Source organism: Lacticaseibacillus absianus (assembly GCF_013407595.1).
Taxonomy (GTDB): Bacteria; Bacillota; Bacilli; order Lactobacillales; family Lactobacillaceae; genus Lacticaseibacillus; species Lacticaseibacillus absianus.
Genome location: NZ_JABEKX010000001.1, coordinates 266,522 through 279,782 on the forward strand (window position 1 = coordinate 266,522; position 13,261 = coordinate 279,782).

At 57.4% G+C, this 13,261-nt stretch carries 12 protein-coding genes; 6 read left to right on the forward strand and 6 right to left on the reverse strand.

Features of this window, described 5'->3' with window-relative positions; genetic code table 11:
- Positions 1 to 354: 354 nt before the first annotated feature.
- Positions 355 to 1,803 (reverse strand): IS66 family transposase, encoded by a 1,449-nt coding sequence (gene tnpC, locus HII33_RS01020; RefSeq protein ID WP_179393940.1) that lies wholly within the window; start codon positions 1,801 to 1,803, stop codon positions 355 to 357.
- 877 nt (positions 1,804 to 2,680) lie between these two features.
- Between tnpC and HII33_RS01025 the strand changes: the two genes are divergently transcribed.
- The 4 genes from HII33_RS01025 to HII33_RS01040 all read left to right on the forward strand — a co-directional run bounded on the left by HII33_RS01025 (position 2,681) and on the right by HII33_RS01040 (position 5,835).
- Positions 2,681 to 3,967 carry a replication initiation factor domain-containing protein gene (locus HII33_RS01025; protein ID WP_125708776.1) on the forward strand — a complete coding sequence of 429 codons (1,287 nt, stop codon included), beginning with the start codon at positions 2,681 to 2,683 and terminating at the stop codon, positions 3,965 to 3,967.
- A gap of 99 nt (positions 3,968 to 4,066) precedes the next feature.
- Positions 4,067 to 4,309: a DUF3173 family protein gene (locus tag HII33_RS01030; protein WP_051975775.1), complete on the forward strand. Its 243-nt coding sequence runs from the start codon at positions 4,067 to 4,069 to the stop codon at positions 4,307 to 4,309.
- Entirely contained in the window at positions 4,306 to 5,439 is a 1,134-nt protein-coding gene (locus HII33_RS01035; RefSeq protein ID WP_125572565.1) for a site-specific integrase, read from the forward strand. Before HII33_RS01030 ends, HII33_RS01035 begins: the two co-directional genes overlap by 4 nt.
- Before the next feature lie 192 nt (positions 5,440 to 5,631).
- Positions 5,632 to 5,835 (forward strand): hypothetical protein, encoded by a 204-nt coding sequence (locus HII33_RS01040; RefSeq protein WP_179393941.1) that lies wholly within the window; start codon positions 5,632 to 5,634, stop codon positions 5,833 to 5,835.
- A 195-nt stretch (positions 5,836 to 6,030) separates the two neighbouring features.
- Here the strand turns inward: HII33_RS01040 and HII33_RS01045 are convergent, their stop codons facing one another.
- The 3 genes from HII33_RS01045 to HII33_RS01055 form a co-directional block, all read right to left on the reverse strand.
- Positions 6,031 to 6,438: a pyridoxamine 5'-phosphate oxidase family protein gene (locus tag HII33_RS01045; protein WP_179393942.1), complete on the reverse strand. Its 408-nt coding sequence runs from the start codon at positions 6,436 to 6,438 to the stop codon at positions 6,031 to 6,033.
- 152 nt (positions 6,439 to 6,590) lie between these two features.
- Positions 6,591 to 7,712: an NAD(P)-dependent alcohol dehydrogenase gene (locus tag HII33_RS01050; RefSeq protein WP_179393943.1), complete on the reverse strand. Its 1,122-nt coding sequence runs from the start codon at positions 7,710 to 7,712 to the stop codon at positions 6,591 to 6,593.
- A gap of 167 nt (positions 7,713 to 7,879) precedes the next feature.
- A complete protein-coding gene (locus tag HII33_RS01055; RefSeq protein ID WP_179393944.1) occupies positions 7,880 to 8,869 on the reverse strand; it encodes an AraC family transcriptional regulator in 990 nt (329 codons plus the stop codon).
- A 214-nt stretch (positions 8,870 to 9,083) separates the two neighbouring features.
- Here HII33_RS01055 and HII33_RS01060 point away from each other — a divergent pair, with 214 nt between their 5' ends.
- Both HII33_RS01060 and HII33_RS01065 read left to right on the forward strand, forming a co-directional pair.
- The gene (locus HII33_RS01060) at positions 9,084 to 9,761 is read left to right on the forward strand and encodes a WxL domain-containing protein (RefSeq protein ID WP_179393945.1); all 678 of its coding nucleotides are present in this window, start codon (positions 9,084 to 9,086) and stop codon (positions 9,759 to 9,761) included.
- 72 nt (positions 9,762 to 9,833) lie between these two features.
- Positions 9,834 to 10,823, forward strand: a complete 990-nt coding sequence (locus tag HII33_RS01065) for a WxLIP family cell surface protein (RefSeq protein WP_179393946.1) — start codon at positions 9,834 to 9,836, stop codon at positions 10,821 to 10,823.
- Between the two features lie 356 nt (positions 10,824 to 11,179).
- On the opposite strand, the gene HII33_RS01070 is transcribed toward HII33_RS01065, so the two are convergent.
- Positions 11,180 to 12,742, reverse strand: a complete 1,563-nt coding sequence (locus HII33_RS01070) for a PH domain-containing protein (protein ID WP_179393947.1) — start codon at positions 12,740 to 12,742, stop codon at positions 11,180 to 11,182.
- Positions 12,732 to 13,196, reverse strand: coding sequence for a PH domain-containing protein (locus tag HII33_RS01075; protein WP_179393948.1), 465 nt, complete (start codon positions 13,194 to 13,196; stop codon positions 12,732 to 12,734). Before HII33_RS01075 ends, HII33_RS01070 begins: the two co-directional genes overlap by 11 nt.
- Positions 13,197 to 13,261: the final 65 nt, after the last annotated feature.

Genomic DNA, 13,261 nt, shown 5'->3' on the forward strand with positions numbered 1-13,261 from the left:
CCTGGATATGGTTATACACTACAACCGTTTTGTTGGTGTCAATCTTAACTTGAAAGGCCTTGGTGGCAGTGCTCAGTGGCGCCCGCCGCTGGTCATCCTCTAATTTGATCCGAACAATCTCAGGTTTCTCATCCATAAAATTACCTCACCAATTTAGATTTGATGAGGCAATCATACTGCCCGGCAAGGGGCAATCATATCCGGTCTGTTATTGGGTGCTTACTATGCCCTTTCATTCGTAAGCACCCAATAACTGACCGCATATGAATCCCGCTCGTAAGGTAGGCACCTAGTAATCGACCGCTGAAATAGGCCCGCAATCTCGTCTTTTGAGATTGCGGGCCTTCGTATTCTTTAAACGATTGATTCTACGTTTGAACTGTTAGTCTTTAAATTCCATGGCAAACACGCCTCCAACGATTCCGTTTTTGCGAATGTTGGTAGCTGTGAGACAATCTCTAACAGTTGTGTGATGTAGTTCCGCGGATCGATCCCATTGGCTTTCGCGGTTTCAACCACGGTCATCCAGATGGCGTTGGCTTCGGCACCTTTTGGACTAGTGCTAAACAGCCAGTTTTTCCGGCCAATCACATAACTCTTCATGTTGCGCTCAGAAGCGTTATTACTTAAATCGATTTCCCCAAATTCTAGGACGCGATTTAATGCGACACGTTGCCCCTGCGCATACGCCAATGCTTTACCTAGACGATCTTTTGGTAAAGTCTCGACATGATCACACCACTCCCAAAAGTGCTCGATCAACGGTTTAAGCACCACTTGACGCTTTTCCAGGCGTGATGCGCTATCTAAGCCTGCCCAATTCCGTTCGAGTTCAAACATCTGATTGAGTAGCTTCAAGCCCAGCGTCATCTTCTTAGTGTTCTTGAAATCATCGAAGAACTTACGCCGTACATGCGCCCAACAACCAACGCGAGTGATTGAATCACCCAGAAGATTGTAGCCGGCGTAGCCGTCGCATTGTAGGACACCAGGAAAGCCACTGTATAAGTTCTGAGCGAATTTCCCGGAGCGAGTATTCGCATAGGCATACATGACGACTGGCGTTTCGCACCGCGTGATACTACGGGCTACCCAAATATACGACTTGCTCTGCGCCGACTTGCCAGGCTCTTGAAGTACCTGATAAGGGGTCTCATCGCCTTGGAGAAAACCTTGGCTCATCAAGTGGCTACGCATCAGGTCATAAACTGGCTTCACTAACTCGGCACACTTGATGACCCAATTTGAGATTGTGGTCTCACTTAATAAGACGCCTGCACGCTGCCAATCCTTTAATTGGCGATAGAGCGGTGTCCCGAGAATGCATTTTTGATGCAAAATCGACGCGATCAACGAAGGCGTCGCAATGCTGTGGGCAATTAATGCCTTCGGCGCGTTACCACGATAGATATGACTACATCCATCTTCAAGTTCGCAAGTCGAGCACTTGTAGGTCTTCTCATAGATTTTCTCGACAAACAAACGCCCTGGGATTCGATGAACGACCTCGCGAACAAAGTGAGTGCCTACCAATTTCAATTCATGACCATGTTCACTGTGTTCATCGGTTTTGGAAACAAAGGTGGTTCTTACCGGTAGATCATTCGCCAACAACTGCTGCCGAGTAGATTTCGGCTTTCTTAGCTGCTGCGGTTCATCATCTGTTACTGCTTCGCTTTGTTGCCCAGTTTGCGACAATATCACCGATATTGTCGTCCGAATCCCCAACATCAATGTAGTTGACAGCGTTGTCCACCGATATAAAGGCATTACCGATTGCTTGCTCCATGTTCCCTTTTCCACAAATCGTAATTTTAGTCATTATACTTCGTCTCTTTCTTTTAGTGAGTTAGGAATATCCTGATTGGCTTATTTAGTCAAGGCGATATTTCGTCAACACCCAAACAACTAGCTTGGAAATTAAATCAATAAGAAGATTTCAGAAGGCTTCGAATTTCCGGCAACAAGTAGTTGTGGCGTCATACCTTAATTGCCTTACATTGGGCCTCACAATACAAATAGCGGGTCTTCCATATGCTTGCCAAATCCTTAATAGTCTGAACTTGAACGGACCTAGGTTGACCTCAACAGCGTCAAATCCGTGATCCGAATCTCTGGTCACTGACTAGAGCAGATAAAGAACGCCGAGCACTTGTTACGAAAAGTGGTAGTAATAAAGCCTTTTAATCCATGTTATTCACTTCGAATGCGTTATAGGACTTACATTCCGTGTATATGTAAGCAGAAATTTGAATTGGCATAAATCGGAATTGCTTACGAGGTGTTCTACAAAGACGGTTAGTGACTTGGTGATTAGTGGAGGCTCAGAATTTTTGAGGAGCGTAAAGTGCCTTAAATATTAGGAAACCATTACATTTCAGAGCTTTGGTTTCAAATACGCTGTAAAAGCTGTCTGTATATGGTGAGAGCAAAAGTTCTCAAATCTTTTTGAAAGGAGGTAGCCTTGCCGCCGTGCGCGGCGTGCAGCGCGAAAGCCGCTAGCGCGAGCGGCGGCGGTCGGCGTTAGCCGGCCGTCATCAGCCCCCAGTGTCTAATAGGGGGGCGATAGTATGACAGAATAAACCTGCTAGGCAGAAATAAACCGCGCAAGACCGGCGTTTTGCTAGAAATATTACGCAAAATTAGCGTCCGATTAGTTCACATCGAAAGGAATGACAAAATGCAAAAGGATTTAACGCTTGTTAATCCACAAAGCTTCTCGTGGTTAGACGAGCTGGAAGAATTCAAAGATGCCTATGGCATCACACAGCAACAATTAGCCGATACAACGGGATATCGTCGCGAGTACATCAACGCCTTAATCAGAGGCCGAAAACAGCTCACAGCGCAAGCTAAGGCCAAATTAACGACCGCAATGCGCGTACTGACCAAACGGAACAACCTAGATTGCTGTATCGACTACTTCCGCGTCACCTTTAAGTCACACGATGCCGAAAACATCATTCAAAAGATATTTCAGATTAGGCCAGAGCACTTCTATCATGAGGACTGGGCGTTTTACGGCTACACGCATAAGCTGATCTGTGGTGAGCTAACGGTGATGCTCTCACAACAGCCAGAACGCCGTCACGGTGAATCAGAAGAAGCGTGGCTAAAACGAGACAAGGGCACGATGATTGAGTTGAGCGGCAAAGGCTGTCGCTATCTGGAAAACTACCTTAGCGGGCAAAAACGCTCGTGGTATGACGTCTTCGTGGCCTGCAAAGAACTACATGGTCACTTCAAGCGAATTGACCTCGCGATCAATGACCGTCATGGCGTCCTCGACATTCCAGAATTGATTGAGAAGTATCGAAACGACGAATACCGCTCGCGTTTCAAAGGTGGCAAAATTCATCGCTCGGATCGTGACCACAAGGAGGGAAACACCTTAGAGTTAGGCTCACGCCAAAGTGGTGTCCACATGGTGATTTACGAAAAGGACTTTGAGCAGTGGCAAAAGCAAAACGTGTTACTAGAAGACAAGTTACCGATTGAAGAACAACCAATTAAGAATCGTTTTGAAGTGCGGCTAACTGATGAACGGGCTGATTCAGGTATTGAGGCGTTACTGTCAACTCGCGACCCTGAAAAGGTTATCTTCGGCATCATCAACCATTATATTTGCTTTCTCACCCCTACCAAAAGTAAGAGTAAGCAAAGCTGGCCGATTGACCCACGATGGGCAACCTTTATTGGTGCTAATCGGGACAAGTTATCCCTAACCGTTGACCCGCAACCCTTCGACTTTACGACAACTGTTGGCTGGCTCAAGAAGCAAGTGAGTTCCTCGCTGAAACTGATTGTGATTTTAGACGAGATGTTAGGAACGCACACGCTTGATGAAATTATTGACGCTGGCAAACTAAGTCCACGGCAAATCGATTTGATTCAGCATTATCAAAATGGCAACTGTGGCGCCTACCTAGACGATTTTGAAGCAAAAGAAAAACAAAGCAACGAATGAACGCGATTGCCGCGCTGACCCGAAACTTTGCCCTAGACAAGCTAAGTATATCATGGTCAGTAAAATGCGGCGATCTCCAATTTGAAAAAGGAGAATATTATGCCAGCATACCTGACCCTGACACGGGCTGATTTAATCAAGCTGGGATACAGTCCAGCGCAAGCAAGCCGTATCATCAAAATGGCAAAAGAGTTGTTGCTCAAACGTGGCCTTGGATGGTACGGTAAGAAAGGCGTAGACCGTGTTCCAGTGGAAGCAGTAGACGCAGTATTAGGCTTGAAACTAAGCCAACTTGAGGGTGCACCAAGTGGCCTTTCCGCAGTTAAGGAGGAACTATCTTGACTACGAAAGACCATATTACAAAACAAGCGGACGGCACTTTTAGCTTCCGCGTGAGCTTAGGAACTGACAAACGGACTGGCAAGCGAATTCAAAAACGCGCCAGCGGCTTCAAAACGAAAACGGAGGCGAAAAAAGCAAGAGTTGCAATGTTGGCAGCTGGGGTCGACGATGATGAGGACATCAAGAAGACGAAGTTTGGCGAGTTTATGGAGGACGTGTTCAAACCTTGGTACAAAACCCAAGTGAAACCACGCACCTACCGCCAACGGTTAGTTTTGATGAACACCGATTATCTGACTAGGTTCAACGACATTATCATTGACCAAATTCGGCCGATTGATGTGCAACATTGGCAAGTCAGCGTACTCAAAGACTGTAAGCAATCCTATGCGCGTACCATCAACATTATGTTAGGCCAAGTGCTTGAACGTGCTAAGGCGCTTGGTATCATCACTGAAAATCCCGTGCGGGTCGTTGGCCTCATCAAAAAGAAGAAAGCAAAAATCAAGTTCTGGACGCAAGCTGACTTCCAAAAGGTACTCGCCAAAACGAATACCGATACGTATACAGGACGCTTTGATCACACGATGTTGTGGTTCATGTTTATGTCTGGCTTGCGAAGCGGTGAAGCACGGGCATTAAAGTGGACAGACGTTGATCTCGAAGCTAAGACCGTGAACGTCAATAAGACGATGGACTATCACAACCGCAACTGGTTTGAAACGCCCGCGCCAAAGACTGCCGCTAGCCGCCGCACCGTGGCGCTTGATGACGATACCGTTACGTGCTTAGGCGCGTGGCAGGACGCACAAGCGGTAATGGTGAATTCCGAGTGGGTATTCTCACTTAATGGAATTCCGTGCTCTGACCAGCAATTTATCGCCATTGTGGACACTTACAGCGATGCGGCCAAGGTTCAGCGGATTACCGTGCACGGCCTCCGCCACTCGCATGTGTCGCTGTTGATCAGCCTTGGTGAAAATCCACTCCAGATTAAAGAGCGTCTGGGGCATGAGGATATCGAAACGACACTCGGTACTTACGGTCATCTCTACCCAAACAGTAACTTTGAAGTCGCAAAAAAGCTCAACGGGATATTCTCCAAAGAGGTGCCCGATGAGCCAAAATAATTTGAAAAGGGTCAAAACTGTGCCACCGTAAAATCGATGGTGCTAGAAACGTTGATACCACGGGACGGGCGCGAAATGCGCGATTGTTCCCGGGAAATACGTGCGGGTGTGAGACGGCCGCGAACACGATGCCGATGGCACGTCGCGGTGGGTGCAGTACAGCTAACTGGCAACTGAATGGAGGTCACAGAGATGGCAACAACGGGTCAATGTCCGTGGTGCGGTGGCACCGATTTTGTCGAAGCGAAGCATATGCCTTACCAGAATATCGCCCCAGAGAGCAGCACGCTGGCGCTCGTCGGCCGGGGCGACTTGCGGTATACGGTGTGCCGCGACTGTGGCACGATCGTCCGGACCTATGTCTCGGATGTCGCGAAAGTCCGGCGGTGGCGCTGACGCGTCGAACATGACAGGGGCTGTGCCATAACGCGGTTTTAGCCCAGAGTATAAGAGAGACCCCCTGCAAAACCCGAACTTAGGTTTTGCAGGGGGTCTCTCTTATACGGCTAGGGCGTTGTGTTATGGCACGTAACGTTCTGGAATAGTCGTGCCACCAGGGGTTATGTCACAATCCCGTTCGTGTGCGATGCGCTAGAAGGTCAGCGTGTCATCGCCGACCTGGGCTTCATCGAAGGTCGCCGCAAAGACAGCCATGTTCTCGCGGTATTCCGGCGAGAAGCGGGCGAAGCTCGGGTACTTCGCGTCCATCGCCGCGAAAAAGGCGCTGCGGTCGGCCGCCGCTTCGCAGTGCGCGCCGGTGACGCGGATGGTCTGGAAGTTGACCGGGACGGTCTCGAAGGAGACCGTCGGGTTGGCCTTCAACTCGGCGACCTTGGCGGCGGTGCCCGCGGTGCCGAAGTAGATCGTGTTGGCCTGATCCGGGAAGTGCATGAAGAAGACGAAGCGAACGCTTGGCGTGTGGCCGGCGGTCGTCTCAGTCGCCAAGGCGATCATTTCAGCGTTGGCGAGCAGGTCGTGGTACGTTTCTTGAGTGGACATCGATAAGCCTCCTGTGGTTAGATTCAGGCTCAGTATAGCACACCGGTAAGCGCAGCCCTCAGCCAAACCTGAGTGCGGGTCTTACTGAGGGCTGCGCTGACACTGTAGGCTAAAACCGCGCTATGGCACAGTCCCTCGAGCCCGTGCCGCGCTTATTCGCCGGGCACGTAGGTCTCGTCGATCACCAGCACGGGCTTGATCGTCTTGCCCGAGCGGGAGTCAGCGTTGGCCTCGTTGATCTGGTCGAAGGAATAGAACTTCTCGGTCTTGTCGAAGTCGAACAGGCCCATTTTGTAGAAGTCGATCAGACGCGGGATGTCGATCTGCGGGATGGAATCGCCCATGTTGACGCCGACGATCTTCTTGTCGTCGACGCACAGGTCGTTCCAGGTGTCCACGTCGATGTGATGCGGGGTGACGGCGATGGTCGCCGTCGTGCCGCCTTGCGCGAGGACTTTGATCGAGCTCTCCATTACCGCGGTGACGCCGGTGGTGTCGACTGCCCAGTCGACGCCGCGGCCACCGGTCAGGTCCTTCACGGCCTGAACGACGTCGATGCCCTTGGAGTTGATCGTGTCCGTCGCGCCGAGTTCCTTGGCCAGCTCGAGGCGGGAATCCACGATATCGATGCCGATGACCTTGACGCAGCCGGAGATCCGGCCAGCCATCATGGCCGCCAGACCGACCGCACCGGTCCCGAACACGGCGATGGTGTCGCCGGGCCGCGGCTTCAGGGTGTTCAAGACGGTGCCGGAGCCGGTCACGTAGCCGCAACCCAGCGGACCGAGCTTGCGCAGATCCAGGGCCTTATCGACTTTGACCGCGTTGCGCTCGCGAACGACGGTCGTGGTGGTGAAGGAGCTCTGGTCGAACATGTCGGCGATGTGCTGGCCGTTTTCGGTAAAGTGGCTGGTGCCATCTGGTCGGATCCCGGATAGGTTGTTGTGCGCGTAGTTCTCGCACTGCGTCGGGATACCCTTCAGGCAGGACTTACAGTTCCCGCAGGCGTAGAAGGACAGGACCACGTGGTCACCGGGCTGGAACTGGGTGACTTCCGGCCCGACCTTCTCCACGATCCCCGAGCCTTCGTGCCCGAGCACGATCGGGTAGTCGATGATGGCGTCGCCGATGCGCAGGGCTTCGTCGGAGTGGCAGATCCCACTGGCGACCATGTGCACCTGGATATCGTCTGGGCCCATCTCGGCCAACTCGATATCGTCTTTGATCTCGAAGTCGGCGTTTTGCTGCTGAACAACTGCTGCTTTGATCTTCATCATGAACACTCCTTTGTGAGGGTTTTACGTGTTCATTATTTCACTTATTCGAAAAATTGCAAGCGTTTCCACTCATGCCTGTCGATCTGCCCTGAGTCATATCCTTTGTTCACCCGACCGATGCCGCACCAGCTCAGGCTTTGCGGCCGATCTATAGTGGAACAAATTTACAGGTCGGGGATGCCGGCTTCACGGTCGGCGGCGGGGGTGCAGCCGAAGCAGGCGGTGTACTTCGAATAAAAAAAGCTGGTGTTCGTCAACCCGACCGCGGCGATGACGTGGCGGATCGGCTGGCGGGTCGTCTGGATCAGCTCGCGGGCGCGCAGTAAGCGCTCCTCCGTCAGGGCCTGGCTGAACGGCTGCCCGACTTCGCGGCGAAACAGGTTGCTGAGGTAGTTGCGGTTGTACGCGAGCTGGTCGGCGAGCTGCGCGAGGGTCACCTGGGCGTAGTCCGTCTGGATCGCGGTCAGCATAGTCATCGCAATGGTCTGCGCCGGGGTCAGCGCCGGCTGCGGTAAGTCGGCCAACCCACGGGCGAGCTGGGCGACCAAGACTGTGGTCTCGGCGGCCATGATCGTCTCCCCCAGCGGGCGGGGCTGCAGGTATTCTTCGATCAGGCGTTGCAGGGTGGCCTGTAGCTCGCCGGTGCGTGCGGCCGGGTAGAGGACGTAGCCCGCAGGCGGGGCGTCGGTGCGCTGGGCACGCTCAAAGGCGGCGCGCACGTTGCGCTGACGCAGCAGGGCGTCGAAGTGGGCGATGGAGAGTTGAGGGTCGTGGAGCAGCACGTTGATCAGCAGGTCGCCTTCACCCAACGCGTCGATCGCGTGCCGGCTGCCGCGGTCGATCAGGAGCAGGTCGCCGGGGCCTAGCGACACGGGGGCCCCGTTGACCTGCTCCTGGGCGTGGCCGGCGAGCATGTAGTTGAGCTCAAGGAAGTCGTGGGCGTGCAGTGGGTACGGCGCGAAGCGGTTGTGCTTGCTGATGACCAGATCGCGGTGGCGAAAAAAGGTCTCGTTGAGGATCGGGATGCGGGCCCGTTCGCTCGATGCGATGTTCAAAACGGTCGGGGGCAAGTCGTCGGCGACCTGCGCGTCGCGACGTTGCGCGATCTCGACCGGGGTCAAGGCGCGTAGGGTCTGCCAAATGATCGGTGCCATAGCGCACCTCCTTCATAATGCCTTCACCGTAGCGCCGCGACCTTGGTGTGTCAACGTTTCGCGCCGATCGCCGGGTTAAATAACAAACTTTTTAATCATAAATTTCTACATATTCGCATTAAAGTTGACGAAAAATAACGTGAGCGATTACACTGGTCCCAACGCCGAGAAAACGGTTTCTCGGCGCAGCAATCAGCCAAAGGAGGCAAGTCAGATGAGGAGAAGCAGTTGGCTCGGCCTGATCGGCGGGGTGCTGATCGGCGTGGCCGGCGGTGTGCCGGTGGTCGCGGCGACCGGCCCGGGTAATGCCGGCGAGAACATCGCGGCGGCGGTGGTCGGGGCCGGGTTCACCGTCAGTGAGGCCGGTGACGCCGACGCGGCCAGCGACGCCACGGTGGAGCTGAGCGCCGGGGCGCTGACGTTGGACGCGGTCCCGAATTTCCACTTTGCGACGAAGCCGGTCGCTGACATTATCACCGGTCGCGCGCTCACCCTCGCGCTGGGGGACGGACCGCGGACCGCGGCTAATTATGACGGCAACGACGACGGCGTGGCGGTCGTCACCGATTACCGCGGCACGAACGGGGGCTGGACCCTGTCGGCGGAGGCTGCGGCGTTCGAACGGGTGGGCGGTGACGTCAGCGATACGCTGTACTTCAGTGCCTTTCCGATCACCGGGAAGGCGACTGGTGACAATATCGGGGCGCTGACCAGTGGGGCTGAGTTGCTCGACGGCGGCCCGGTCATGGCGGCGGCCCCAGGCTTCGGGACGGGGACGACGACGTGGCGGCTCGACTCAGCGACCGTTGAGTTGCTCCAGAGCGTCGCGGCTAAGGCTGGGCAGTACCGCTCGACCATCCAGTGGCGCTTATCGACCACCCCGCAGCCGTGACCGCCAGGTGCCGCGATGCGGCACCTACATAGACTGAGATGCTGCGTTGGAAGCGAAAAGGGGCGACCGATGATGCGACGCTGGTGGTGGATGATCGGATGGTTGTGGTGGTTGGTGTGTGCCGCGCCGGGGCATCCGGTGCAGGCGGTCGGCGCGGGGTTCACGGTGACACCGCAGTTGCCGGCGAATCAGTTGGATCGTGCGGCGGGCTTCTTTGACCTGCGGGTGACGCCCGGCGTTGCCCAGCCGCTGACTGTGGTGGTCGCTAACCGCACGGCGACCGCCAAGCGGTTGCAGGCCCAAGTCGTGACGGCCTACACGCAGGTCAACGGCGTGGTCAGTTACGCCCCGGGTGCGCCACGGGATGACAGTGCCCAGGTGCGGTTGAGCGAGATCGCTTCTAAGCCGGTCACCTTCACCCTGGCGGCGCACCAGGCGCGCCCGGTGACCATGACCGTGGTCCCACCGGCGAGTGGGTTCACCGGCCAGGTGCTTGGGGCGCTGATCGTTCAGGATCGCTCGACATACGCGGCAGGCGGCAGTGCAGCCGGGTTCGGCGTGCGTAACCAGTTCACCTTGGCTGTGGCGGTGCAGTTGCAGGTGAGTCTGACGAAGGTCGCCCCCCACCTCCGGCTGGGCCCGGTGCGCCTGGGGACGCAGGCGACGCGGCCGGCGGTGCTCGCACAGGTTCAAAACGATCGGCCGCGCCTCTTCGGTCAACTGGCGCTGACGGCGACGATCACGCCGACCAGCGGGGGCCCGGCCGTCGCTCGGCGACAGGTGCACGACTACGCAATGGCGCCGAACTCCCACTTCGACTTCGCCGTCTGGCCAGCGCAAGACCTCGCGCCGGGGCGCTACTGGTTCACCCTGACGGCCACTGCCGGTCAGGCCACCTGGCGCTTCCGGCGCGCCTTCACCGTGGGCCAGACGCTCAGCAGCCAGGCCCAGGCGGCGGGGCGGCAACGCCTGTGGGCCGCGGGGTGGCTCGCGGTGCTTACCTTGGCGCTGGTGCTCTGGCTGGGGTGGCGGCGCCGCAAGCGCCGGGGCCTCGGTGCGTGAGTGCGGCAAGGCAAAAAAGGGCCGTGCCATCACGCGGGTTTAGCCTAGAATATAAGAGCGGTTCCCTGACCCGAATTTAGGGTTGCAGGGAACCGCTCTTAATAAGGCTTGCGCTGCCCGGTCGAACGCAGTGCGTGACCGGCAGACAAGCGTTAGAATGCCGAACTGCGGCCTCCGGCATCGCCGGACGGAAGCATGGGTACTTACTGCGGAGTCCGGCAACGCCGGACGGAAGCACGAGCACTTACTGCGGAGTCTGGCATCGCCGGACGGAAGCACCGGCGTTGCCGCCATGGCACGTCATGGTCTGGAACAGCCGTGCCACAAGATGGGTGTCACAGCCCTTTTTTTGGCAGTCATGCGTCTGGCTGGTACCACGCCCACACGGCGGCGATGGTCGGCTGCGCGAGGTACTTCACGTCGAGCGACGCCAGCCCATTGCCCTTGCGCAGGTTGATCGTCAAGTGTCCGAGCCCAGTGCGGGCGAGCCACACCGGCTGTTTGCGTTCCAGTGACTGGATGTTGGCGCGGCGCAGGAAGAGGGTCTCACGTGACCACACGTGGCCGATCTGACACACGAGTCGGTCGCCGTCGAGCTGGACCACTCCGGTGTGCCGCCCGGCGAGCCAGCCGAGCGGCCCGGCGAGCAGTGTCAACGCCGCGGCCCCGCCGGCCACCCAAGGCGTCCAGGCGCGCCACCACCACCAGCTGGCGGCGATCGCGAGCAGGCCGATGGTCGCCCAGGTCAGCGCCGCGTTGCGGGCGTAGCGCCACGGGGTGCGCGGGCGGGCCAGCGTTGGCAGGTCAGTCGGCAGCCAGGGAATGAAGGGGCGCATCGTCGGCAACAGCGCGGCGTCGGCGACGACCGGCAGGAGCACTAGGTCATCGTCGCTTTCGTCCGCCGCGGCGCTGGAGGCGGTCAATCCCTGCACCGTGCTTAGGTGGAAACACTGGCGCAGGATGCTGGCCTTGGCCCGCACGGCTTGGATGCGCGGGCGCTGAACGCTGACCGCGTCGCGCTTGAGCAGCCCACGCTCTGCGGTCAGCAGGTCACCGCGCCGCGTCAGGGTGAAGCGGTAGTATTTTTGGATCAGGTTAAAATACGACAGGGCAAAACCGATCAGCAGGACCAGGATCACCAGCCCGACCAACAGGGTGACGGCCAGATGGCTCAGCGTGGTGCCCAGTGCGTCGACCCACGCCTTAGGAGCGAGGTCCTCCAGCTTGTTGACCACCCACAGCAGCCCGGAGATGATCGGGATCACCCCGAGGCTGGTCAGCGCGTAGAGGTTGAGCGCGTGGGCGTCAGCGGTGTAGCTGTCGTCTGGAGCGCCGGTCAGCAGCGGGGCTGGGTCAGGAGTCGTCGGCATCGGCTCGCTGATCGGCGCTTCGGGCGCTGCTGGTTCAGCGGGCCCTGCTGCGGTCACGTCGGGCGAACCGCCGGTGGCGACATCAGTGGCCCCGGCGACTGCGACACGCATGCGCCGGGCCTCGATCTGCGCGGCGACTTGGACCGGCACGGCGTCGAGCACCGCCTCAGCCTTGTCGCTGTCTTGACCCGAGGTCTCGATGCTCAGCCGCTCCAGGCCGAACGGGGTGAGGAAGAACCACTGCTGGCGCTGCAGTGTCTGGATCTTGGTGTAGGGGATGTGGCTGGTGCGACGCTTGAACAGGCCGCTGCTGACGGTCAAGGCGTCCGGCCCCAGCGTGTAGGTGAAGCGCCAGTAACGCACGCCGGCGGACAGGGCGGCGATGGCGACCAGGATCCCGAGGAGGCCGAGGTCAGTCAGCCCCTCCATGCGGGTGAAGCCACCTTTGAAGTCGCGCAAAAAAGCGAGCAGGGCTAGCGGGGTCCAGGTGAGGAGCCGGCCGCCGATCAGCATCACCAGCGCGAGCGGGTGCAGTCGCTTAGGCGTCATCGCGCGCCTCCTGTGCCAGCCGGAGGATCAAGTCGCGCAAGGTGGCGGCCGTCGCCGTGGTCACCCCGGCGATCGCGTCCGTCGTCGCCGCTGTCTGGATCTGCACTTCCTGCAGCCCGTTGGCGCGCAGGATCGGGCCGGCCTCTAGCGTGACGTTTTGGATCCGACTGATCGGGATCGCCGTCTCCTTGCGCACGAGTGCCCCTTCACGCAGGTACACGGCGGTGTCGGTGATCCGGTAACGCCAGTACGCGTAGCGGTAAGGGATCAGCAGCGCCTTGCTCCCGGCGTGCAGAACGAGGACCGCGGCCCCGATCAGCACCACCCACAACGGCCAGTGCCATAGCGTATGCCCCAGCCAGGCCACCGCGGTGACAGCGCCCCACCACCCCGCGGTCAACAGCGTCCCGATCCACCAGACCCGGCGGATCGCCGCCGGTAGTCGTTCTTCCATCGTTATCTCCTCCTGTCTCGGTCGGTGACCAAGTTACTGCGATAATAGCAGAAAGTCGATGGTCG

What these genes read in the sequence shown, in the direction of transcription:
- HII33_RS01025 (WP_125708776.1), top strand. Translation starts at nt 2,681, where the DNA reads ATGCAAAAGGATTTAACGCTTGTTAATCCACAAAGCTTCTCGTGGTTA.
- HII33_RS01030 (WP_051975775.1), top strand. Translation starts at nt 4,067, where the DNA reads ATGCCAGCATACCTGACCCTGACACGGGCTGATTTAATCAAGCTGGGA.
- HII33_RS01040 (WP_179393941.1), top strand. Translation starts at nt 5,632, where the DNA reads ATGGCAACAACGGGTCAATGTCCGTGGTGCGGTGGCACCGATTTTGTC.
- HII33_RS01045 (WP_179393942.1), bottom strand. Translation starts at nt 6,438, where the DNA reads ATGTCCACTCAAGAAACGTACCACGACCTGCTCGCCAACGCTGAAATG.
- HII33_RS01050 (WP_179393943.1), bottom strand. Translation starts at nt 7,712, where the DNA reads ATGAAGATCAAAGCAGCAGTTGTTCAGCAGCAAAACGCCGACTTCGAG.
- HII33_RS01055 (WP_179393944.1), bottom strand. Translation starts at nt 8,869, where the DNA reads ATGGCACCGATCATTTGGCAGACCCTACGCGCCTTGACCCCGGTCGAG.
- HII33_RS01060 (WP_179393945.1), top strand. Translation starts at nt 9,084, where the DNA reads ATGAGGAGAAGCAGTTGGCTCGGCCTGATCGGCGGGGTGCTGATCGGC.
- HII33_RS01065 (WP_179393946.1), top strand. Translation starts at nt 9,834, where the DNA reads ATGCGACGCTGGTGGTGGATGATCGGATGGTTGTGGTGGTTGGTGTGT.
- HII33_RS01070 (WP_179393947.1), bottom strand. Translation starts at nt 12,742, where the DNA reads ATGACGCCTAAGCGACTGCACCCGCTCGCGCTGGTGATGCTGATCGGC.
- HII33_RS01075 (WP_179393948.1), bottom strand. Translation starts at nt 13,196, where the DNA reads ATGGAAGAACGACTACCGGCGGCGATCCGCCGGGTCTGGTGGATCGGG.